This window comes from Candidatus Alcyoniella australis, from assembly GCA_030765605.1.
Classification (GTDB): Bacteria; Lernaellota; Lernaellaia; order JAVCCG01; family Alcyoniellaceae; genus Alcyoniella; species Alcyoniella australis.
Genome location: JAVCCG010000005.1, coordinates 14,735 through 36,121, shown reverse-complemented (window position 1 = coordinate 36,121; position 21,387 = coordinate 14,735). Strand labels below are relative to the sequence as shown.

20 protein-coding genes are annotated in these 21,387 nt (G+C 59.8%); 8 read left to right on the top strand and 12 right to left on the bottom strand.

Annotated features, from left to right (window positions below; translation table 11 throughout):
- From P9M14_00680 to P9M14_00665, 4 genes are all read right to left on the bottom strand, one after another.
- On the bottom strand, positions 1–890 hold an 890-nt coding region (locus P9M14_00680), incomplete at its 3' end, for a zf-TFIIB domain-containing protein (protein ID MDP8254239.1).
- Positions 891–960: 70 nt separating this feature from the next.
- On the bottom strand, positions 961–1,893 hold the full coding sequence (locus tag P9M14_00675) for a DUF3108 domain-containing protein (GenBank protein ID MDP8254238.1): 933 nt from the start codon (positions 1,891–1,893) through the stop codon (positions 961–963).
- A gap of 78 nt (positions 1,894–1,971) precedes the next feature.
- The gene (locus P9M14_00670) at positions 1,972–3,015 is read right to left on the bottom strand and encodes a radical SAM protein (protein ID MDP8254237.1); all 1,044 of its coding nucleotides are present in this window, start codon (positions 3,013–3,015) and stop codon (positions 1,972–1,974) included.
- 3 nt (positions 3,016–3,018) lie between these two features.
- A complete protein-coding gene (locus P9M14_00665; GenBank protein ID MDP8254236.1) occupies positions 3,019–4,059 on the bottom strand; it encodes a radical SAM protein in 1,041 nt (346 codons plus the stop codon).
- A gap of 165 nt (positions 4,060–4,224) precedes the next feature.
- On the opposite strand from P9M14_00665, the gene P9M14_00660 reads away from it, so the two are divergent.
- Positions 4,225–4,917 carry a TlpA disulfide reductase family protein gene (locus P9M14_00660; GenBank protein MDP8254235.1) on the top strand — a complete coding sequence of 231 codons (693 nt, stop codon included), beginning with the start codon at positions 4,225–4,227 and terminating at the stop codon, positions 4,915–4,917.
- A 270-nt stretch (positions 4,918–5,187) separates the two neighbouring features.
- On the opposite strand, the gene P9M14_00655 is transcribed toward P9M14_00660, so the two are convergent.
- The 8 genes from P9M14_00655 to P9M14_00620 all read right to left on the bottom strand — a co-directional run bounded on the left by P9M14_00655 (position 5,188) and on the right by P9M14_00620 (position 13,881).
- Positions 5,188–6,183: a hypothetical protein gene (locus P9M14_00655; GenBank protein MDP8254234.1), complete on the bottom strand. Its 996-nt coding sequence runs from the start codon at positions 6,181–6,183 to the stop codon at positions 5,188–5,190.
- Between the two features lie 612 nt (positions 6,184–6,795).
- Positions 6,796–7,107, bottom strand: coding sequence for a hypothetical protein (locus P9M14_00650; GenBank protein MDP8254233.1), 312 nt, complete (start codon positions 7,105–7,107; stop codon positions 6,796–6,798).
- Positions 7,108–7,154: 47 nt separating this feature from the next.
- Complete coding sequence (locus tag P9M14_00645) at positions 7,155–8,825, bottom strand: hypothetical protein (protein ID MDP8254232.1); 1,671 nt, start codon at positions 8,823–8,825, stop codon at positions 7,155–7,157.
- Between the two features lie 188 nt (positions 8,826–9,013).
- Positions 9,014–9,856, bottom strand: coding sequence for an ABC transporter permease (locus tag P9M14_00640; GenBank protein MDP8254231.1), 843 nt, complete (start codon positions 9,854–9,856; stop codon positions 9,014–9,016).
- Positions 9,853–10,701, bottom strand: a complete 849-nt coding sequence (locus tag P9M14_00635) for an ABC transporter permease (protein ID MDP8254230.1) — start codon at positions 10,699–10,701, stop codon at positions 9,853–9,855. Before P9M14_00635 ends, P9M14_00640 begins: the two co-directional genes overlap by 4 nt.
- Positions 10,694–11,677, bottom strand: a complete 984-nt coding sequence (locus P9M14_00630) for an ABC transporter ATP-binding protein (GenBank protein ID MDP8254229.1) — start codon at positions 11,675–11,677, stop codon at positions 10,694–10,696. Before P9M14_00630 ends, P9M14_00635 begins: the two co-directional genes overlap by 8 nt.
- A gap of 145 nt (positions 11,678–11,822) precedes the next feature.
- Entirely contained in the window at positions 11,823–12,809 is a 987-nt protein-coding gene (locus tag P9M14_00625; protein MDP8254228.1) for a carbamate kinase, read from the bottom strand.
- Entirely contained in the window at positions 12,802–13,881 is a 1,080-nt protein-coding gene (locus P9M14_00620) for a hypothetical protein (GenBank protein MDP8254227.1), read from the bottom strand. The genes P9M14_00625 and P9M14_00620 overlap by 8 nt, the downstream gene beginning before the upstream one ends.
- 150 nt (positions 13,882–14,031) lie before the next feature.
- On the opposite strand from P9M14_00620, the gene P9M14_00615 reads away from it, so the two are divergent.
- The 7 genes from P9M14_00615 to tsaB all read left to right on the top strand — a co-directional run bounded on the left by P9M14_00615 (position 14,032) and on the right by tsaB (position 21,384).
- Positions 14,032–14,793, top strand: coding sequence for a hypothetical protein (locus tag P9M14_00615; GenBank protein MDP8254226.1), 762 nt, complete (start codon positions 14,032–14,034; stop codon positions 14,791–14,793).
- A gap of 29 nt (positions 14,794–14,822) precedes the next feature.
- Entirely contained in the window at positions 14,823–16,031 is a 1,209-nt protein-coding gene (gene hutI / locus P9M14_00610; protein ID MDP8254225.1) for an imidazolonepropionase, read from the top strand.
- A gap of 11 nt (positions 16,032–16,042) precedes the next feature.
- Positions 16,043–16,921, top strand: coding sequence for an isoprenyl transferase (locus P9M14_00605; GenBank protein ID MDP8254224.1), 879 nt, complete (start codon positions 16,043–16,045; stop codon positions 16,919–16,921).
- On the top strand, positions 16,875–17,795 hold the full coding sequence (locus tag P9M14_00600) for a phosphatidate cytidylyltransferase (GenBank protein MDP8254223.1): 921 nt from the start codon (positions 16,875–16,877) through the stop codon (positions 17,793–17,795). The genes P9M14_00605 and P9M14_00600 overlap by 47 nt, the downstream gene beginning before the upstream one ends.
- The gene (locus tag P9M14_00595) at positions 17,795–18,943 is read left to right on the top strand and encodes a 1-deoxy-D-xylulose-5-phosphate reductoisomerase (protein MDP8254222.1); all 1,149 of its coding nucleotides are present in this window, start codon (positions 17,795–17,797) and stop codon (positions 18,941–18,943) included. Before P9M14_00600 ends, P9M14_00595 begins: the two co-directional genes overlap by 1 nt.
- An 87-nt stretch (positions 18,944–19,030) precedes the next feature.
- Complete coding sequence (rseP, locus tag P9M14_00590; GenBank protein ID MDP8254221.1) at positions 19,031–20,716, top strand: RIP metalloprotease RseP; 1,686 nt, start codon at positions 19,031–19,033, stop codon at positions 20,714–20,716.
- Positions 20,716–21,384 carry a tRNA (adenosine(37)-N6)-threonylcarbamoyltransferase complex dimerization subunit type 1 TsaB gene (gene tsaB, locus P9M14_00585; GenBank protein MDP8254220.1) on the top strand — a complete coding sequence of 223 codons (669 nt, stop codon included), beginning with the start codon at positions 20,716–20,718 and terminating at the stop codon, positions 21,382–21,384. Before rseP ends, tsaB begins: the two co-directional genes overlap by 1 nt.
- Positions 21,385–21,387 lie beyond the last annotated feature (3 nt).

Sequence of the window (21,387 nt, the reverse complement as noted above, 5' to 3'; positions counted from 1 at the left end):
GCGTGCCCCAGCTCGTGGGCCACCACCGACTCCAGCTCCTCGGGCTCGAGGATTTTGATCAACCCTTGGGTGATTACCACCCGCGCGTTTTGCGGGGTGTGGCCGTAGGTGAAGGCGTTGGGCGAGTAGTCCTGAATGATCCCCACCCGCGGCGCCTTCATCTTATTTTCCGCGCACACGCGCAGCATGAAGTCCTTGAGGTGCGGCGGCAGCTCCTCGTAGCTCACCCAGCGCAGGCTGTTGAACCAGCGTAGGGTGTAATCCATGATGAACGGGCTGATCAGGTATTGGACGAAGATCAGCGCGCAGGCGCCGAACACCGCGATTATCGGCGAAACGCCGCCGGCCGTGGTCAACACGACCACAAAGGCGAACATCAGCGCATAGAGCAATCCCAGCAGGCCCACCGAGCGTACAAAGAGGTTGGGCAGCCCCGGCAGCGCCGCGAGCTTGGCGTAGACCCCGACCTTGTTCGACGCGGCCGCGGCCGCCTCGGGATGGTAGGTCTGGGTGACCTGCGGTTCGATTTTGGTCAGCGATTTGGCCAGGTCCTGCAGCTTGGCCAGTTCCTTATTGCCGAACCACAGCCCGCGGCAGTGGGAGCATTCGTCGACCTGCAGATCCTTGTGCAGCAGGCCGCCCTCCCACATCATCTGGCCGTCGTTGGGGCAGCGCAACTGGCTCTGGTGCGGCTCGATCAACCCGGTCTGGTAGTAGGGGTCGATCTCGCCGGGCCGCACAAAGTAGTTGACCTCGCCGTAGTCCAGGAAGATCCCGTGACAGCGCGGGCAGACGTCGACGATTATGCCGTTGGCCGCGGGGGTCGAGGCCAGGGCCGTATCTTTACAGCGCGGGCAATGATGCAGCGGGATTGAATCGGGCTGACTCATGCTCTCTCCGTGATTAGCTGTATTTCCGGTAATGATACAGCACCCGGCTGGGACGCTGCATTTTTTCGTGCTACTTGCCGTTATGCGGATTGTTGAGCAACTCGGTCTCAAGGTTGCCGAAGGCCAGGGCGTTATTGATTTTGCCGGCCAACGGCAGCAGTGCGGAGTCGACCAAAATTTGCGCCTGCCCGGCCTTGATGCCGTAGATCTTGCGGTTGATCTCGATTACGGCCAGCCAGCGCGCGCCGGGCGTGTGTGCGATCCAGCGTTGCTCTTGGGCAAGCAGCTCTTGCTCGGCCACGCGCAGGCGGAAGGTATCGACCCCCTTGAACGGGATCGTCTGTAGTTCAAAGCTGCGGCCGGGCTTCAGCGGGCCGTAGACCCCGAGGCGGAAGTTGTACAGCGCGCTGGGCAGACTCTCGTAGATCACGCCGGGCGGGATCAAGGTCTGGCGACCGTTCTTCAGCCGTCCGTCATCGTATTCCTTGTACGACCAGATGCGCGTCGAGCCGTACTCCAGGGTGTGTTTGGAGTGAGTCTGGCTGCCGTTGTATTTGCTGCTGCGCTCCAGGCCCACGGTGATCAGCCTGCGGCGCTGGGTGTACGGGTCAAGTCCGAGCTGCATTACGCTCACTTGCTGTTCCCGACGGTAGCCGGTGAGCCAGCCGAACAGTCCCCGCGCCCGGGCGTCAATGGTGGCTGTGAGCTGGTTGTCCTGCGGGCCGCGCTCGATTCTCAGGTGCGTCTCGGCAGCGTCGATGAAACCCATGAAGGTCATCTTGTACAACAGGTGTTCGCCGCTGAGCTGTTCGAGCAGCTGATCGTCCGTGGCCTGCTGGGCAAAGCTCCTGAACGTGGAAAGCTGCGGCTGCGCCGGGTCCGGGGGGTGGATCTGCGCTGCTGCGATGCGCGGCGCGCCGATGGCAAATGCCGAGCCCAAAGCCCCTGCCGCGCTGCGTAAGAACCAGCGCCGGGGCGGATTGCGGTTATCTCCGAGTTTCATGACGGACAATTGCGACACGGCCGGAGGTGGTTGTCAACCGCCGGGGCATCAGCAGGGATGGGGCGCCTCAAATGCGCCCTACACCTCGTCCCCGGTCCAGGGTTTGTAGGGCTTGCCGGGGTTGGAGTTGATCTCGCGCAGTACGCCCTTGACGAAGTCGGGATCGCGGGCGGTGAGGCAGTCTTTGCAACGGCCGTCGAAGATCGGCACTTCGATCATCCGGCGGTGGATCGTGGACAGGGGTTCGTTGCGCAGGTTGCCGAACGTGGCCTGGATCACCGAGCAGGCGAACACGTCGCCGTAGGGCGTGATGTAGATCTTCTCGCTCCCCGCGGGGCAGCCCTCGCCGAACCAGTTGCTGGTCCCCTCCCAGCGCACGTGGGGCATGCGTTGCAGCGTGCGGAACGCCTCGACCTCCAGCTCGTCGGGCAGCAGCTCGTCCCCCGCCCATTCGCCCGCGGGATAGGCCCAGTTGACCGTGAGGGTCACGCCGAGTTTGCGCGCCAGCTCGGCCACCGCGAAGATCTCGCCCGAGGCCGTGTTCTCCGCGGTAAGAATCGTGGTCGCCCAGGTGGGCAGGTCCACGGCCTGGGCCATCTGGATCGCGGCAATGGTCTGCTCAAAGTGCCCGGGGCAGCCGCGGCTGCGGTCGTGGGTCTGCGCACTTGCGCCATCGAGGCTGAAGGTGATCATGTCCAGGCCCGCGCGCACCAGTGCGGCCATGCGCTGCGGCGTGAGCTGCCAGCCCGAGGTGCCGATGGTGATCAAAATATCGCGGCGCGCGGCGCAGCGCGTCACGATCTCCTCGATATCGTCGCGCTCCAGTGGGTCGCCGCCGGTGAGGTTGCAGAAGATCGCGCCCAGGTCGGCCATCTGGCCGGTGATCCCGGCGATCTCGTCGGGCCGCAGCTCTTTACGCTCCGCATCGACCAGCCCGGTCTTGAGGCAGTGCGCGCAGTTCATGGGGCAGCGGTAGGTCACGGCGAACTCGGCCCCGCGCAGCACCGGGCCGCGTCCCAATGCCAGGCGTGCGTAGACCTTGGCCAGCTTGGGCAGCAGCCGCGGATGGTCGAAAAGCTGGCGCAAATCTTTGAGCACGGTGCGGCGGGAGTACATGGCCATCACTTAATGCCGGAACGCTGGGTGCTGCCGCCAATCAAGGGGGAGCTGATCGCTGTCCCACAGCGGCTCGACAAAGCGTTCGATGAACTGCTGGTCGCTGCTCACCGGGCAGCCGTCCACAATGCGGTTGAACGGCGAGCGCGTGAGCATCAGGCTCCAGATCTCGCCCAGGGTCTGCTTGCGCAAATCGCCGAACCCGATATGCAGGAAGTTGCAGGGCATCACATCGCCGTAGGGGCTGATGTAGAGCTTCTCGATGCCCATCGGGCAGCCGACCGAGGCGTAGTTGGAGTAGCCCTCCCAGCGCACGTGGGGCACGCTTAAAAGCTCGCGGTGCAGCCTGCGGCCACCCTCGTCCAGGCCGATGTCCGCTGCGGACCAGCGCCCTACCGGGCAGGGCATGTTGATCGTCAGCATACAGTCGCGTTGGTTGGCGATTTCGATCATGCGGAAGATGTCGCCGTCAGCCGCGTTGCGGCGGGTGAGAATCGTGCAGAAGAAGACCTCGACCCCCTGCTGTTTGAGCAGGTCCGCTGCGCGCAGGGCCGCGGCGTGGCAACCTTGATGGTTGCGCCCGGCGTCGTGGATTTGCGGGTCGGCCGAGTCCAGGCTGATGGTGACGATCCGCACACCCCACTGCGCCATGTCCCGCGCGGCTTGGGGCGTGATAGTCAGGCCGTTGGTGGCCACGGAGACTACGGTATCGCGCGGGCTGGCCGCCTCGACGATCTGGCGCGCGTCGCGTCGCAGCATAAACTCGCCGCCGGTGAGGTTGACGTTGAGCGCGCCTAAGCGGTGCGCCTCGCCCAGCACGCGTTTGATCTGGGGCAGGGTCAGCTCGGGCCGGTCCTTGCGGCGCAACAGGGCCGCGGAGCAATGCTCGCAACTACACTGGCAGGCGAAGGTCAGGGCGAACTCGAGCCCCTTGAGCCGCGGCTCGCCGCGCAGCATCAGCCGCCAGTAGTTCTCGACCACCCGCGGAATGATCCCCGGGTACTTCCCCAGGTAGCCGATATGCTTGCGTAGGCGGTCGAAGCTGCTCATCGTCTGTCGAGGCTATCCCAGCTTGATTTAGGCGGTCAATGACCTCGACCGTTGGAGATTGATAAATATTGCCTTGTTAGCCGGACAATTGACCTTGAAATCATTTCTCGATAGCCTTCGCCGATAAATTGGCTGAATGCGAATCACCTAAGCCGGAGAGCAAAAATGAGAACCAGATGGCAATTAATCCTCTTTGTCATGCTGATCGCCACCGCGATGCTGGTCGCCTGTGGCACGGTCTCGTCCGACGACGACGATGATGATGACGACGAAGCCGACGACGATGTGGCTGACGATGACGACGTGGATGACGACGACGATACTGGTGACGACGACGTCGACGACGACGACATCGACGACGATGATATTGACGACGATGATGACGATGGCGAATATGACGTGGGCGACGTCTTCCCGGACTTCACCCTGATGAGCCATACCGGCGAGACCCAGTCGCTGAGCGACTTCGCCGGACAGGTGCTGGTGCTCGACACCATGGCCACCTGGTGCCCCACCTGCCGCAGCGATACGCTGCTGCTGCAGTCCGAGCTGTGGGACGTGTACCACGACCAAGGCTTTGAGGTGCTGCAGTTGATGGCCGAGAATTCCGTCCGCCAGACCCCCGACCTGGAGTTTATCCAAAACTGGCGCGACACCAATAACCTGGAATACGTGGTGATGATCGATCCCAACTGGGGCGTTGGAGCGAGGTTCAACAACTCCAAGTTCTCCATTCCGTTCTACGCGATCCTCGACCAGAACGGTGTGTGCGTGCACAAGCAGAAGGGCCTGAACACGACCTACTTCTCCTACGTGATCAACGACTTGCTGACCAATCCGCCGGATCCGCTGGACTGATCCCGATTCTTCCGCGCATACCAGGGCCGGGCCGAAACGCCCGGCCCTTTGTTTGTCCGCCCGCGAGCCGGACTTCGTCCACAACGTGCTGCGCGAAATCAACTCCAACCCCGGCAAACCCTGGACCGGGGAAGAGGTCTGACGCAAAGCCGTGGTATTCATCCGCCGCCACGGCTACGAACAGTTCCTGTCCCACGCCGACCTTTGGCGCGGCCCCTACGGCAAACTGCCCCCTTCGCCCTGAGCTGCGACACTTCCGAAGTCCTAATGTTATTCACCCAACTTAAGTGCACGTTGTATAAATGGTTCTACAGATTTACCTAAAATAGCGAAACCCACATCGTGAGGGTATGGATAGCCATAGAAGCTTCTCGCTGCACCATCAAGAGCAAAATCATATTCCTCAATATTTATGACGCATAAGAACTTTTCACGACATTCAATTATTACTTCATCACATCGAAAAGGCCAATCTTGTTCGAAGTCCTCTTCTTTGATCACAAGAGTGGGCCACTTACTTTCTAATATTTTTTTCTTGCTTCGCTTTATCCATTTATCCTGTGATTGGCGGGCTGTCTTTACAGATCTGCGGTAATCGGTTTTGCCAAAATCATCTTTGTTCATTCTCCTATATCGACTAAGCGTTGGACTATTTTGCTTGAGTCTTCCTCCATGGTCTCCATGGGTAAACTGCATAGCAACCGATCTTAATAAACGCTCCAGTTTAGCGATAATTGCTGCATTCACGCGTGGAAAATAATCATCCTCCTCAGAGTAATACCCTGAAGGATTTTCTATATCGACCTCGATTTCTTCCCATTTACTTTTTGGGTCAATTGCATTAATATTTCTGCCTGTAATTACATCGAGATTATAGTAGCGAGCTTTTTGGCCGAACTCAGATAGTGCATCTATAATCTTCTGTAACGTAAGGTCGTTTTGTAGAAAGTTCAGGTCATCAGTTAAAATCGAATTTCCATTGGTATTATAGTACTCATCGATGAGCAACTTTTTTAACTTGCTCAAATTGTGGCCCATATCTTTGAGAAATTTGTTGTCTGGATATTGCCCGTTTCTCGCCTCGTACACAAGACAAAAATAGCTTTTCATGAGACGTTCAAATCCATTGGCGAGTAAAAGATGTGGTAAATGGTAAAAATCATTCCCCATGTTGATTTCTTGTAACTCGCCAAGCCCAATCTCAATTAAATTATGAGCTGTGGTTAGTTCCTCAATTAGACATAAGTTCTTAATAGCTTGCTTCATATTGGTCTCCTTTTTTTATAATAGCTTTCCTTAGCGAAAGAAATCACCTGTAAAACAAATCAGAATTGTGGCATAAAGAGATTGACGGACCGAGATTCAGCATGTCAACACTACGGAACAATACAGGATACTAATCGTAATAAGGACGCTTGTCGTTTGGATGAATGCGTTCAGGGGATTTTCAGAAAAATATTTTCCGACAGTAATAATTCGCAACAACATAAATTCTCCTTTTCTAAATACGTTTAAAATTAGTATGTTAAATGACAGCCACTCAACAGCTCACAAAGACCATGGTCATATAAAAACAAAAATAAAACCATAATCTATTTAAGTTTAGGAAGTATACCATAGGAAGCCGTTGATGTCAAGCGCATACTAAAAAGACACGAATCAGTAATTCGTGGCCTGGTCGATTTTGGGCAGAAACGCTGCTTCCGCAACCTGCTTCGTCCACAGCTTACTGCGCGAAATCAACTCCAACCCCGGCAAACCCTGGACCGGGGATGAGGTCTAGGCGACGTACTATCAGGGAAGTCGCAATTCAGCGCCAGATGGATACTCGTAGGATGGAAGGGCTACTTGGTGGAAAGCCTGTAGTTAATCATTATTTTAGTCGTCGGTGGGTGGAGGCTTTTGGAATCCATGTTTATCAGACTGTAACATTGCAGCGATCTGGTCCAATTTATTAAAAGTTTGTTCATTGCAATGTTTCAGCAATTCATTTGTGTATATAAGCTGGTGTACCAACTCATCACTAGAGGTTTTTTTACTCAATTGTGTTAATATCTTTTTATTACTTGATTGGATGCTATGAATCATGAAAGGAACTAATATCCATAGAATAACCCAAAGGATGCATAGAAATCCAAGAATCAATCCAAACAGACCCCCTGCGAGTGCTTCCGGTAGCATGTCATTCATCTTGTTCTCCTTTGAATGGTGGCCAGTTTCTGATTTAACACGGGATTCTATTTCATAAAAACGGCCTCTGCTTGTACTAGTGGAACAGTCATTGTCCAACCGGCAACCGTTGTGTAAGAGTATGAACCCGATACTGTTCCATAGAATGTGATGATGTCGTCTTTAACAGCATCGGTGTATCCACCGTAAAAAACCATTATCTGGTCGTTCCAAATACCATAGCCAAGGTGCGTAACGTTTACCTGCATGACCGTGCTACCACCTCCTTCCTCTATATTGAATACTTGGCCTCTGAAACGTACAAATGTGCCTTTCCATCTATCTGGATTTTTGTCTAGCCGTGCAAAGCTTAATTTCTCTACCCTCGAAGCTAATAATTTTCTCTCAATTCGAGAGAGATAAGTATCCGAGCTCTTGTACCCGCTCAATGCCATAAAGATTGTTTTTGCTTCTTGATATTTTCCTCGATTATATAGATTCAATGCCTGCTGGTATTGTCGGTTATTAATACCTGCTTCAATGCGATCAAGATAATTTATTGTCTCCATATAGTCTGGGTAAGTTAATAAAAGCGCACGAGCTTCTTCGTATTTCTTCTTCCGATATAGACTAATTGCTTCTTGATAATTATCAGCCTTTATCAACTCCTCAATCTTACTACATCGCTCTAGTGAATCTTTATAATTTGGGATGATGGTAAAAAGCTCTTTCGCTTCTGAATACCTTTTTTCTTCCAGCAGTGCGATTGCATTGCCATAGGTTTGCTCATTGATAATATTATCGATATCAATCAGGTAATTGCCAGAGTCCTTGTAGTCGCTAATTGTTGCAAAAACGGCTTTAGCTTCATCGTAAGCCTCGTCGTTGAATAAAATGACAGCTTCCGAGTATGTATCCTCACGGATATTCTCATTGGTCCTTTTAATATAGGCCTGTGCCTGCTGATAAGAGGATGTGCTTTGTGTTACCTTATTGAAATTAGACAAGGCATATTCCCAATTACCTTGATTGAAAAACTCAATTCCTTGTGAAAGAAATTTGTTGGCAAGACCTTCTGATGCCTTTTTGGATAACTCATTTCTTTGTTCAATTGTTCGTGGATTGCCGGATACCGTTCCAAGCAGATCGATGGCCTTTTGATATTCTTCTGATTCTATATGGCTAGTTGCCTTCTGGAATATTGCATTATTATTTTTAATATCTTGTCTGTTGGCTGAACCTGAACTATACCAACTTGAAAAAGAAGATATAGATAAGCCGAAAAAGACAACGGACAGGATAATCCCCACAGATTGCTTGCTATACAGTTTACTCAGAAGCTGACTGCGATTGATCACATTAACTTTAGCAGGATGGAAACAAAGTAAAGCTGAAACAAGGGTTAGGGCTAAATATATAACCAAGCCAAATAAAGGCAGAGCTTTAAGAAAAATAGCTACCAACAATAATAGAAAAAATAAAACAACACCTTTTAGTACCTTTATATCGTACGTGGAAAGTGAGGAATAGCCAGTCCAGTTATTTATCCAATTATTAATTTGTTGATTTTGTGCCATCGCCGTATCGACAGGAATTACTTCCTCCAATCTGACCCATTTCCCCAACTTTTTCATATAAACTTCATTGCCAGGCATTACACGTTTTTGCGCATGCCACAGTTTGAGCGTCTCAACATCTGGGCAGGAATAATCCTTGTCGCCAATTCGGACTATGAACATCGGCGTTCCTTTTTAAGAAAAATAGAGGCATGGATAATGCGTTAGAGCCGAACGCTCTATAATGATAGTATTGCAATGTCGTCCAACGTATGTCAAGCGAATTAGGAATACTTTATCTGTAAAAGTCAAGTGCTCTCTGAAAAGTTCGTGAAAAGTTCGCCACCTGGGATTGGTTGATTATACCCATCCTAGTAGTTCGTCGCCTGGTCGATCTTGCCGTGTTTCACGGCGAGGTGTTCGAAGCCGTGGAAGGCCCAAACGCTGGCGGCCAGCAGCAGGGCGCTGCCGATCAGCAAAATCAGCATCAGGTTTATATCGCTCAGCGGTGTGAGCATTGCCGAGAAGCCCTGCACGCCGAAGGCGCGGCGGGTGGCTTCCATCCAGTAGGTCACGGGCAGGGCCAGTCCGGCCACGCGGAAGGCCGCGGGCATGATGTCCACCGGGAAGATCACCCCGCACAGCAGTAGGAACACGCCGCCCACCCCTTCGGCGAGCATCATCGAGTGTTTGGCGGTCACCAAACAGAACCCGGCGAAGAAGATCCCCAGGGCCATGGAGCAGACCACTCCCAAAATCGAGGCGGGCAGCAGCAGCTCCCAGCGGATCGCGTCAAGCCCGATAGGCATTTCCAGCACATAGCGGCCGAAGACCAGGATAATCAGCAGGCTGCTCAGGCCCAGCATCAGCAACGGCACGCTACGCCCCAGCACGTAGGTGATCATCCGAATCGGCGAGACGTAGATGTAGCGAATAATGTAGTAGTGCTCGCGGTCGTTGATAATTGCCCAGGTCGTGCCCGCGCAGAGGGTAATCACGAGAGTGAAAAAGGCGTTGGCCACGTACACGCCGATGAACGCCTGCTCGGTCGCGGGCTGTTGATAGACCAGCCGGAACAGAAAATAGAGCACCAGGCACAGCGCCAGCGGACGCACCGCCGAGTAGATCACAAAGACCCAGGTGTGGGTCCAGTTGCTCTCCACGGCCCAGCCGATCTTGATCGCGGCCCACAGGCGTCGCCAATAGGCGCTCATTGCCACCTCAGGGTCATCTTGCCCTCGCGCTTGCCCATGCGCTGCATGTAGGCCATCAGCCAAAAGGCCGCGATGGTGAAGACCACGGACATCACGGCCAAGATGCCGATCTCGAGCCAGGCGCTAAGCTCGATGGGGCCGAGCTTGAGCACCATCTGCGGGGTAAGCAGGCCCGTGACCTGGCGGATGGCGTCCAGCCCGATGGTCAGCGGAATCAGCGCTGCGGCCATTGACAGCGTCGGGCCCAGGGCGCGCGCTGGAAAGTAGAACCCGGTCAGCAGATAGATCGGCTCCATCAGCAGCATGTTGACCTTGATTCCGGCCCTGCCGACCATGAAGTAGACCGAGGACATGGCCATGCCCATGCTGAACAGCGCGGCCAGGCACAGCACGAACGCCAGCACCAGCGCGGGCCAGTCGTTGACCGCCAGCGGCACCTTAAACACCAGCAGGCCCAGCAGCACGATCACCACGCTGCGGCCCAGAGCCATCACCGCCCCGCCCGCGGCCATGCCCAGCAGCAAAATCATCGGGTGCATCGGGCTGGCCATGTACAGATCGAGGTTGCCCATCTCCTTTTCCCAATAGAACTGCGAGGCCATGCTCCAGAGCACCACCAGCCAAAACGGCACCATTGCGCCGCCGATAATCACCAGTCCGGCGTAACGGCGGTACAGCTCTTGGTCGTGGCTGAACAGGGTTTTGTAGATCATCACGTAGGCGACCATCGAGAGCACGGGCAGCACGATCTCGCTTAGGGTCCAGCTCAGCTCGCGGTTGGCTCCGACCACCCGCACGTAGGCGCGGGCGCGGATAGCGCCCAGGGCATAGCCGATGTTACTCATCGTCGTCCAGTTGGCGGCCGACGATCTGCAGGAACAGCTCCTCAAGGTCGGGCTGGCGCTTGTCCACGCCCACGATGCGCAGGCCCTGGGCCTGGGCCGCCTCGAACACGTCGCCGATGCGCGTCTCATCGTGCAGGCGGAAACCGACCTCGAGCAGGCCGTCGAGCTCGCGGCGGCGCTTGACCCCGTCCACGGCCACGACGTTTTCAAGCCAATGCAAGTCGCCGGGAACCGGCGCCACGTTGATGCGGAAACGGCTGCCGTCGCTGAGCTTGGCGCGCAACGCCGTGGGAGAATCGTCGGCCACAATCCGGCCGCGATCAATGATCGCCAGTCGATTGCAAAGCTGCTCAGCCTCGGCCATGTAGTGCGTGGTGAGGAAGATCGTGCGGTCGCCGCGCTGCTTTATCCACACGCTTAAATAGTTGCGGATCTCGCGTGCGATGTGTACGTCCAGCCCCAGGGTCGGCTCGTCCAGAAACAGGATCTGCGGCTCGGTGATCAGCCCGCGGATGATGTTCATCTTCTGCCGCATGCCAGTGGAGAGCTTGTTGATCTTGGTCGCGGCGTCGCCGGTCATCTCGAACAGCTCGAGGTACTCGTCGATCCGCTGCTTGGCGACCTTGCTCGGGATTCCGTAGAACTGGGAGAACATCCAGATGTTCTCGCGCACGTTGAGAATGCCGTAGCCCGAGGTCTCGCCGCCGGAGACGATGTTGATCAAGGGTCGCACTTTGGCCGCGTCGCGCACCACGTCCAGGCCCTGGATAAACGCGCTGCCCGTGCTGGGGTAGAGCAGGGTGACCAGGATCTTGATCAGCGTGGTCTTGCCCGCGCCGTTGGGGCCCAAAAAGCCGAAAATCCCGCCTTGCTCGATCTTGATGTTGATTCGATCCAAGGCCGTGAATTTGGTCTTGCGGTCCTTTTTGAACTCGCGGCAAAGGTCTCTGGTCTCGATGGCATATTGGTCGTTCATAGCCGGTAAAAACTACGCCGCCGTCTGATAAAGATCAAGACAGCTTCGAGCCGCCGCATTACCCACCGCCTTTATTCGTCGCGGAGAAGATCGTGGAGTTATGACTGTGGTTCGCTCGCGTGTTTTGTGGCAGCTCCAAGCTGCCTCAAAGCCGGGCGTTGCCTTTGTCGTCGGGGTAGAAGTGCGTGCCCTCGCGTCCCTCAAGGGCCGCGTCGATCTGTTCGGCGCTGGTGATGATCGCGTGCCTGCCGCCGTTCTCTAAAAAGTTGATTACCGCCTCGGCCTTGGGCCCCATGTTGCCCGGCGGGAAATGCCCCTGCTGTTGATAGCCCCTCAGCTCCGAGAGAGCGACGCGCCCAAGCGCGCGCTGGTCGGGCTTGCCGAAGTTGATGTAGACCCGCGGCTCGGGCATCAGGATAATCAGCTCCTCGGCGCGCACCTGGGTGGCGAGCATCGAGGAGCTGAGGTCCTTGTCGATCACCGCCTCGATCCCCTCGTAGTCGCCGTCCTCCTTGATCCAGACCGGGATTCCGCCGCCGCCGCAGGTGATGACGATCACGCCCTCGAGCGCCGCGTGGCGGATCACGTGGCGCTGGATCACCTTCAGCGGTTTGGGGCTGGGCACCACGCGCCGCCAGCCGCGCCCGGCATCCTCGACCATCTTCCAGTCGTAGCGCTCGATGCGGTCTTGCGCCTGCTCGGCGCTGAGAAAGCGGCCCACCGGCTTGTTGGGCGTTTTAAAAGCCGGGTCGTTGCGATCGACGATCACCTGGGTCATTACCGTGGTCACGTAGCGCGGGATCGCCTCGTGGCGCACGTGGTTTAAAAACGCCTGTTGCAGGAAGTAGCCCATGTTGCCCTGTGTCTCGGCGACCAGCACGTCCAGCGGCATCGGCGGGCAGGCCTCGCGCGAGTTCTCGTGGCGGATCATCTGTATTCCGACCTGCGGGCCGTTGCCGTGGGTCACGACCAGGTTGTCGTCGCGCCGCACCAGCGACATCAGGCAGCTCACCAGCTGATCGGCGTTGCGCTCCTGCTCGGAGATCGTGCCGCTCTGGCCGGCCCTGATCAGCGCGTTGCCGCCCATCGCTACCAGCACCATCCGGCGGTCGCTGCGAAACAGGTCATTCATCGTCCCGTTCCTTTTCTGGATTGTTCAGTCGCTCGAAGCGTTTGAGCCGCTCGCGATCTTGCGCCAGCTCGGGCGCGTTGATCCGCTGTTCGATCTCCAGGCAGCGCCGCATGGCCGCGGCCGCCTGGCCGTAATCCTCGAGCAGGGCGTAGACCTCGGAGAGCTGCCAGAGCACGTCGGCCTGCTTGACCTCGTCGCCCGCGGAGTGCAGCAGTTCCAGCGCCTGCTCGAAATAGGCCCGGCCCTGAACCGATTTTTTGTGCTTAAAGCTCAGCACTCCCAGGTCGACCAAAATGCCCGGGATGTCCGCGGTGCGGCCCAGCGTTTGGGCCAGCTCGAGCTCCTTTTGCTGCCAGGCCAGGGCCTTTTCCAGATCGGCGGTCTTCTCGTAGGCCCGGGAAATGCGATAGCACCAGGCGCGCATTTGGGCTGTTTTGTTGCGTGCGGCCACCTCGCGGTAGGCCGACTCCATATAGGGAATCGCCTGCTTTAATTGCTCCTGCCGCTCGTAGATCGCGACGACGCCGGTGTAGATATCCAGCCGCGCGGGATTGCTCGGATGCGTGGCGAGGATCGACTCGGCCATGAACAGGTAGCTCAGCGCACTCTGCGGATCGTTGCGCGCCAAAGCAGTCTCGGCCAGCCGCACATAGGCCGGGACCGCTGCGAGCTTGTGCCCGGTGCGCTCGAGCACTCCCACGCCACGCTTGAGCGAACGATCGGCCGCGTCGACCTCGCCGCGCCGCAATGCCAGCGCTCCCAGACCCACGTGAGCCCGGCCCAGGGTCAGCCGGTCGCCGTGGGTCTCGGCCTTGGTCACGGCCTGCTGGAACGCCGCCTGCGCCTGGTCCAGACGCTCGAGCGCGAGCAGGCAGCGGCCCTTGAACTCGAGCCCTCGCGCGTCGCGGGCCTGGGGCGCGGCCTCGATCAGCTCCAAGGCTCGCGCGGCGTTGCCCGCCGCCAGCAGCTGTTCCGCCTTGGCCAGCGGGTTTTGGGCCGCAGCAGCCCACTGCACGCCGCTTGCCGCAAGCGCGATGCAAAGCAGCGCGATCAGGGCGGGAATCGATCTCATAAGAATTAGATTCTATTCTAAAAACAACCGTTTTTACAGCACGGCAAGACCCTGGCGGCCATCGCTAATAAAGAATTAACGACCACAGATTTCCTTTTTGACAATTGACCGGTCGCGAGTAAAATGGCGCAAGCTCATTCGGAGAATAGTATGACTGACGCGCCCGCCCGCACCAGGGCTCTGGAAAAGGCGCTGGTTGAACATTTAAATAACCCGATCTGTCTCGAAATCACCGACAACCGCCGCCGGATGCTGACCTATCGCAGCGACGGCGAGCGGATGCGTGTGCGCGTGCATCGCATGTTTCTGATGGCCAACGAATCCACGGTGCGCGATCTGGCCGCGTTCATTCGCGACCGCGACAACGCGGCAAGCCAACGCATCAGCGAGTTCGTCAACGACCACATGCACCTGGTCAAGCCCGACCCGGCCAACGGCCGCGCCCACGGACTCAACTGCAAAGGCAAGATCTTCGACCTGCAACTGGTGTTCGACGATCTGAACCAGCGCTACTTCGGCAACGCCTGCATTGCGAGCATCGGCTGGGGCCGCGGAAGCGTTAAGAAGGCCAAACGCTCGGTCCGGCTGGGCTCGTACTACGCGCAGGAGCGGGTGATCCGCATCCATCCGATCCTCGACAATCCGCGGGTCCCCGACTACTTCATCGGCTGGGTGGTCTACCACGAGATGCTGCACGACCTGATCGGCGCGGACGGCGGGCCGGGACGCTATCACACCCAGCGCTTCCGTAAGGCCGAGGCCGCGTATCCCGATGCGTTCCGCGCCGCGCAATGGGAGCAGGTCAATTTGCCGTACCTGCTGGGCCGCAAGAAACGGCCGCACACGCCCTCCGACGAATGCCCGGCCGGACCGTTGTTCGCCCCCTGGAGACTGCCCGGGGCTTTCGACTGACGGCCACGCTCTACACCGCGATCCGCAGAATGGCGACCATGGCGCCCGCGCGCGACAAGTGCGGCGTGGGCGTGACGCGCGACGACCTGGGCCTGATCGACGACGCGGCGCTGCTGTGCAATCGGGGGTCGATCGTCGAGGTCGGATCGGCGACGCAGCTCGAGGCGCGGCATCCCGACGCACGCCGGGTCGAGCTCGATCAGGCGTTGGTCACGCCGGCGCTGATCGATCCGCATACCCACCTGGTGTTCGCCGGCAGCCGTCACGCGGAGTTCGAGCAGCGCTCCCAGGGCGCGACCTACCTCGAGATCGCGCAGGCCGGCGGCGGGATTTTATCAACAGTGCGCGCCACGCGCCGCGCCTCGGTCGACGAACTCACACGGCTGGGAGAGCGGCGGCTGCAACGCTTCATGGGCTACGGCGCTGGCACGATCGAGGTCAAGAGCGGCTACGGCCTGAACGTTGAAAGCGAGCTGCGGCAGCTGCAGGCGATAGCCGATTTGACCCAGATTGCGCCGGTCACGCTGGTGCCCACGTTCCTCGGGGCTCACGCCGTGCCGCCGGAATATCGCGACGACCCCGAGGGCTTTGTGGCGCTGGTGATCGACCGGATGCTCCCCGCGGTGGCCCAGCAGGGGATCGCAAAGTTCTGCGACGTATTCTGCGAGCCGGGATTCTTCAGCCGCGAGCAGTCGCGCCGCATTTTGATCGCGGCCCGCGAGCATGGGCTGAAGCTTAAAATCCACGCCGACGAGTTCGAGAATTCGGGCGGCGCACAGTTGGCCGCGGAACTGGGCTGTGTGTCGGCCGATCATCTGCTGGCGATCGACGCGGATGGAATCCGCGCGCTGGCCGACTCGGGCTGCGTGGCCGTGCTCTTGCCGGGGACCGCGCTGTTTTTGGGCAAATCGCAGTACGCGCCCGCGCGCCGGTTGCTCGACGCCGGGGTGCGCGTGGCGATCTCCACCGACTTCAATCCCGGCTCGTGCTTTTCGGAAAACCTGGCGCTGATTCTCAGCCTGGCATGCACCAACATGGGCATGAGCGCGGCCGAGACGCTGTGCGCTTCTACGGTCAACGCGGCCGCTGCTCTGGGGCTCGATGATCGCGGTGCGCTCGCGCCGGGGCTGCGCGCGGATTTCGCCGCGTTCGACGCGCCGGACTACTCCAGCCTGCCCTACCACATGGGGCAAAGCACGCTCAGCGCCCTGGTGCTCGGCGGCGAAAGGGTGCTCTAGGCGCCTGATTGATGCGGATCAGACGCCCCTTGCCCGGGGGCAGGCGCGGTGATACCTTTCCCGGCATGTCGGTACAGCTCGATAAGTCACGGCTTCCGCAGCACATTGCGGTGATCATGGACGGCAACGGCCGCTGGGCCGCCAAGCGGCGGCTGGGTCGATTGCGCGGCCATCGACAGGGGATTCAGGCGGTCAAGGCGCTGGTGCGCAGCTGCCGCGAGCTGAAGATTCCCTACCTGACGATTTTTGCCTTTTCCACCGAGAACTGGGGACGTCCCGAGGACGAGATCGACGGACTGATGGGGCTGATGCGGCAGTACATCCGCAGCGAGCTGCGCGAGATTCGCGACAACGGCGTACGACTCAAGATTGCCGGCGATTTAAGCCGGATGCCCGCGGATGTGCTCGAGCAGATCGACTATGCATTGGAGCAGACCGCGCACAATACCGACCTGCTGCTGACGATCTGTCTGAGCTACTCGGGACGCCAGGAGATCTTGCGCGCCGCGCGGCAGATCGCGCAACAGGCCAAGGACGGCGAGCTCGATCCGGAACAGATCGACGAGCAACTGTTCGCGTCGCTGCTCTACACCCATCCCGCACCCGACCCGGACCTGCTAATCCGCACCAGCGGCGAGATGCGTATCAGCAACTTCCTGCTGTGGCAACTGGCCTATACCGAGATCTACGTCACCGATACCCTCTGGCCGGATTTCGACAAGGACGAGCTGCAGCGGGCGATATCCGTCTATCAGGAGCGCGAGCGGCGGATGGGCCTCACCGGCGAGCAACTGGCGCGGGCCGCACAATCCACAGCGGGCGAGAGCCCGGAGGGGCACGAAGATGGAACACCAGGAGCCAGCGGCGAGCCCGGCCCAGTGGGATCCTAAACCCCGACGCCGGCCGACCGCGGCCCGCGGCGGGGCCAAGACCAAAATCATCATCGGCGTGATCGGCGCACCGCTGGTTGCCTGGCTGATCATCGCCGGGCCGTTTTATTTGCTGGCGGTGGTCATCGCGTTGGCCGCGATCCTGGGGTTGCTGGAGGTCGGCGACCTGCTGTTCGAGCCCGGAACGCCGCGCTACAAGTACATCACCCTGATCGCCGGTCTGCTGATCTTCGCGGCCATCGCCCTGGGAGGGCTGATCCTGGGCCTGCTGGTCGCGCTGGCGGTCTTCGCTTTGCTGAGCGCCTTGCTCTTACGCGAGCCGGACCTGCACCAGATGCCGCGCGCGCTGTCGCTGATCATGCTCGGCGCGCTGTACGCCGGGGCGCTGCCCGCGCTGCTGCTGGTGCTCAAATTGCTCGAGGGGCCCACGGGCGTGTTGTGGGTATTCATGCTGTTCCTGCTGGTCTGGGCCTGCGACTCCGGGGCCTACTTCAGCGGGCGCGCATTGGGCAAGCGGCCGATGGCTCCGCGCATCAGCTCCAAGAAGACCATCGAGGGGCTGCTCGGCGGCATGGCCGCCAGCCTGATCGCCGGGCTGATCTGCGGCATCGCCTTTGACGCGCTGCACTGGTACGACGGACTGCTGCTGGGGCTGATCGCCGCGGTGCTCGGCCCGATCGGCGATTTGGTCGAGTCGGCGTTCAAGCGCGCAGCCGAGGTCAAGGACTCGGGATCGCTGCTGCCCGGGCACGGCGGAATCCTCGACCGGCTCGACGCGGTGTTGTTCGTGGCGCCGTTTTTCCTGCTGTTTATCGCGCTGAAATTCCCCGACGCGGTGGAGGGCGCGGCGCGGCTGTTCGTGCTGGGAGGCTGATGAGCAAACGGCTGACGATTTTGGGCAGCACGGGCTCGATCGGCACCCAGGCGTTGGGCTTGGCGGCCGAAAATCCCGAGCGCTTCGAGGTCGTGGGCCTGGCCGCCGGGAGCAACGTCGAGCTGTTGGCCGAACAGGTCGCGCGCTTCGCTCCGTCCGCGGTGGCCGTGCGCGGCGAGTCCGAGGCCGAGGCGTTGCGCGCGTTGATCGGCGATGGGACCGAGGTGCTCTGCGGCACGGCCGGGGCCTGCGAGCTGGCGTCGCGGTCGACCGATCTGGTGGTCTCGGCGATGGTCGGCGCGGTGGGGCTCGAGCCGACTTTGGCCGCGATCGAGGCGGGCAACGACGTGGCCCTGGCCAACAAGGAGGCGCTGGTCTGCGCCGGTGAGCTGGTGCTGCAACGGGTCGAACAGCGCGGCGTGCGGCTGCTGCCCATCGACTCGGAGCACTCGGCGATTTTACAAAGCATGCTCGGCCACCGCCGCGAGGACCTGCGACGGATCATCCTCACCGCCTCGGGCGGGCCGTTCCGCGGCATGCAGCGCGAGGGACTGGAATCGGTCGAGCCCGAGCAGGCATTGGCGCACCCGACCTGGAAAATGGGGCCCAAGATCAGCATCGACTCGGCGACGATGATGAACAAGGGGCTCGAAGTGATCGAGGCCCACTGGCTGTTCAACGTGGAGCCGCAACGGATCGAGGTGCTGATTCACCCGCAGAGCATCGTACACTCGCTGGTCGAATACGTGGACGGCGTGTGCATCGCGCAACTGGGCCTGCCGGACATGCGCGGGCCGATCAGCTTCGCCCTGTCCTACCCCGAGCGGATCCAGGGCGCGGTGGCGCCGTTGCACTTGGAGCAGCTTGCCGACCTGGAGTTCACGGCCGTGGACCACCGGGCGTTCCCGTGCCTGGGACTGGCCTATCGCGCGTTGGAGCTCGGCGGCACGGCCCCGGCTGCGCTCAATGCGGCCAACGAGCAGGCCGTGACCGCGTTCCTGGAACGCCGCATCGGCTTTCTGGATATTCCGCGGATCATCGGCGAAGTGCTCGAGGGCCACGAGCCGCAGCAGCTGGACTCCATCGAGCGCGTGCTCGAGGCCGACCGCGAGGCGCGCCACAGCGCCGATGGGCTGATCGGCCGATAATCGAGCTGCCGGTTGGGAGCCGACACGCGGTCTAGGCTATAATCATCGCGGAACGATCCACAACGAAACCAACGACGGATAGGTTGCATGGGATTTTTGATCGACTACATTTTGCCGTTCATCGTGCTGCTGGGCGCGTTGATCTTTTTTCACGAGTTGGGGCACTTCACCCTGGCCAAACTTTTCGGCGTGGGGGTCGAGCGTTTCAACCTCGGGTTCGGCCGCCGGATCTTCTTCCGCAAATGGGGCGAGACCGAGTACGGCCTGAGCCTGATTCCCTTCGGCGGCTACGTAAAGATGATCGGCGAGCATCCGGACGAGGCGCCGGATTTAACCGATGAGCAGAAGTCGCGCAGCTTTATGCACAAGCCGCCGTGGCAGCGCGCGCTGATCGTGTTCTGCGGCCCGCTGGCCAACTGGCTGCTGGCGGTGCTGATCATCGGCGGGATCTACATGGTCGGCTACCCCAAGCCCGCGCCGGTGATCGGCAGGGTCTACATCGACAGCGCGGCGGCCCAGGCGCAGCTGCTGCCCGGCGACGAGATCGTGGCCATCGACGGCAGTTCGATCGGGCTATGGGACGATGTGGTCAACGCGGTGCAGGGCAGCCAGGGGAGCGAGCTGGAGTTCGCGATCAGGCGCGACGGAGGCGAGCTGAGCTTGCCGGTCCAGCCGCGACTGACCGAAGGGCTCGACCGTTTCGCCAACAAGACCGATATCTGGTCGATCGGTATCGACAACTTCCCGCTCTCGTCTCAGGTCGGGCTGGTCGGCTCGGAAACGCCTGCGGCGCGTGCCGGGTTTAAGACCGCGGACACGATTCGCAGCGTCAACAGCAACGACGTGCGCACCTGGCGACAGTTTCAATCGGCGCTGGCCGCGGCCGGATACGGCCCGATCGAGCTGGCAATCTCGCGCCCGAGCTACACCCGGGGCAAGGGCGATGAGCTCGAGGTGGTCTGGCAGGAGCTGAACCTCAGCGTTCCCGCGGGCGGCGAAGCCTGGAGCGCCCAGAGCCTGGGAGTAGGGCAGGTCGGCCTGTTCTTCTACGATGTGGACCCGGACAAGGCCGCGGGCCAGGCCGGGATCGAACCCGGCGACCAGGCGGTTTCGATCGACGGCAATCCGCTGAGTTACAGCGAGCAGTTCATTGAGTACGTGCAACCGCGGCCGGACACGCCGGTCGTTATCGGACTGATCCGCGATGGCGTGCGGCTCGATCTTCAGGTCACGGCCCGCTCCGAACAGAACCAGGACATCCTGGGCGAGATCAGCTCCATCGGTCGCATCGGCGCCTCGTTCTACGGCGCGCGGGCGCTGCCCGAGCTGCGGATTGACCGCACGCACAATCCGTTCAAGGCGTTGTACATGGCCACGGTCGACACCGGCCGGCTGACCGCCGAGATGGGGCGCTTCCTCGTAGCGCTGTTCAGCGGCCAGGCCAACGTACACGGCCTGGGCGGACCGATCCTGATCGCCAAGGTGGCCGGCGACTCGGCAAAACAGGGTCCGTTCACGTTCCTGATGATGATGGCCTTCATCAGCATCAACTTGGCGCTGGTCAATCTGCTGCCGCTGCCCGTGCTCGACGGCGGAATGCTGGTGCTGATCGGCCTGGAGCGGGTGCGCGGCAAGCCGCTGCCGTTGCGCACGCTGGAATGGATCGGCTCGATCGGCTTTGGCATGATTATCTTGCTGATGATGCTGATCATCTTCCTCGACGTGTCGCGCTTCTCGCTGCCGATCAAGAATTTCTTCATCGGCCTGTTCTGATGTATCTGCTGGCCGTGGAGTCCGCCACCTCGGCCGGGGGGGCGGCGCTGTTTTGCGAGCAGGAGCTGATCTGCTCGCGGCAGTGGAACCAGCGCGGCAACCAGACCGCGCTGCTGCTGCCGGCGATTATCGAACTGCTGGCCGAAAGCGGGATCAGCTTCGACCGGCTGGACAAGGTAGCCTGCGGCGTGGGACCGGGACGCTTTACCAGCCTGCGCGTGGCCGTTGCCACGGCCCAGGGGATCGCCCTGGCGCGCGGGATACAGGCCCTGGCGGTCTCGACCCTCGAGGCTTTGGCCCAACCGCTGATCGACCGCGGAGTGCCGGTGCTGGCCTGCGTCGACGCCGGGCGCGGGCAGCTCTACGCCGGACTGTATCGCGCCGACGAGCGCGGATTACCCCTGCCGCTGATCGAGGATGCGGCGTTCGACGCGGAAAAGCTGGCCGATATTTTGCCGGACGAGCTGATCGTGGCCGGCGACGCGGGACCTTATTTCGACGAGCTGTGTGGCGGCCGGAAGTGCATGCGTGCGCCGGACGAATTATGCTATCCTTCGGCCGTCGCCGTGGGGCGGATCGCCTTGGGGCGGCCTGAGCGCGCGGAGGGTCCCGCGCGGCTGCAGCCGCGCTACCTGCGCCGTAGCGCGGCCGAGATCAACCTGGACTAAGAA

What these genes read in the sequence shown, in the direction of transcription:
- P9M14_00670 (MDP8254237.1), bottom strand. Translation starts at nt 3,015, where the DNA reads ATGGCCATGTACTCCCGCCGCACCGTGCTCAAAGATTTGCGCCAGCTT.
- rseP (MDP8254221.1), top strand. Translation starts at nt 19,031, where the DNA reads ATGGGATTTTTGATCGACTACATTTTGCCGTTCATCGTGCTGCTGGGC.
- P9M14_00615 (MDP8254226.1), top strand. Translation starts at nt 14,032, where the DNA reads ATGACTGACGCGCCCGCCCGCACCAGGGCTCTGGAAAAGGCGCTGGTT.
- hutI (MDP8254225.1), top strand. Translation starts at nt 14,823, where the DNA reads ATGGCGACCATGGCGCCCGCGCGCGACAAGTGCGGCGTGGGCGTGACG.
- P9M14_00675 (MDP8254238.1), bottom strand. Translation starts at nt 1,893, where the DNA reads ATGAAACTCGGAGATAACCGCAATCCGCCCCGGCGCTGGTTCTTACGC.
- P9M14_00660 (MDP8254235.1), top strand. Translation starts at nt 4,225, where the DNA reads ATGAGAACCAGATGGCAATTAATCCTCTTTGTCATGCTGATCGCCACC.
- P9M14_00650 (MDP8254233.1), bottom strand. Translation starts at nt 7,107, where the DNA reads ATGAATGACATGCTACCGGAAGCACTCGCAGGGGGTCTGTTTGGATTG.
- P9M14_00640 (MDP8254231.1), bottom strand. Translation starts at nt 9,856, where the DNA reads ATGAGCGCCTATTGGCGACGCCTGTGGGCCGCGATCAAGATCGGCTGG.
- P9M14_00665 (MDP8254236.1), bottom strand. Translation starts at nt 4,059, where the DNA reads ATGAGCAGCTTCGACCGCCTACGCAAGCATATCGGCTACCTGGGGAAG.
- P9M14_00620 (MDP8254227.1), bottom strand. Translation starts at nt 13,881, where the DNA reads ATGAGATCGATTCCCGCCCTGATCGCGCTGCTTTGCATCGCGCTTGCG.
- P9M14_00645 (MDP8254232.1), bottom strand. Translation starts at nt 8,825, where the DNA reads ATGTTCATAGTCCGAATTGGCGACAAGGATTATTCCTGCCCAGATGTT.
- P9M14_00630 (MDP8254229.1), bottom strand. Translation starts at nt 11,677, where the DNA reads ATGAACGACCAATATGCCATCGAGACCAGAGACCTTTGCCGCGAGTTC.
- P9M14_00600 (MDP8254223.1), top strand. Translation starts at nt 16,875, where the DNA reads ATGGAACACCAGGAGCCAGCGGCGAGCCCGGCCCAGTGGGATCCTAAA.
- P9M14_00595 (MDP8254222.1), top strand. Translation starts at nt 17,795, where the DNA reads ATGAGCAAACGGCTGACGATTTTGGGCAGCACGGGCTCGATCGGCACC.
- P9M14_00635 (MDP8254230.1), bottom strand. Translation starts at nt 10,701, where the DNA reads ATGAGTAACATCGGCTATGCCCTGGGCGCTATCCGCGCCCGCGCCTAC.
- P9M14_00655 (MDP8254234.1), bottom strand. Translation starts at nt 6,183, where the DNA reads ATGAAGCAAGCTATTAAGAACTTATGTCTAATTGAGGAACTAACCACA.
- tsaB (MDP8254220.1), top strand. Translation starts at nt 20,716, where the DNA reads ATGTATCTGCTGGCCGTGGAGTCCGCCACCTCGGCCGGGGGGGCGGCG.
- P9M14_00605 (MDP8254224.1), top strand. Translation starts at nt 16,043, where the DNA reads ATGCGGATCAGACGCCCCTTGCCCGGGGGCAGGCGCGGTGATACCTTT.
- P9M14_00625 (MDP8254228.1), bottom strand. Translation starts at nt 12,809, where the DNA reads ATGAATGACCTGTTTCGCAGCGACCGCCGGATGGTGCTGGTAGCGATG.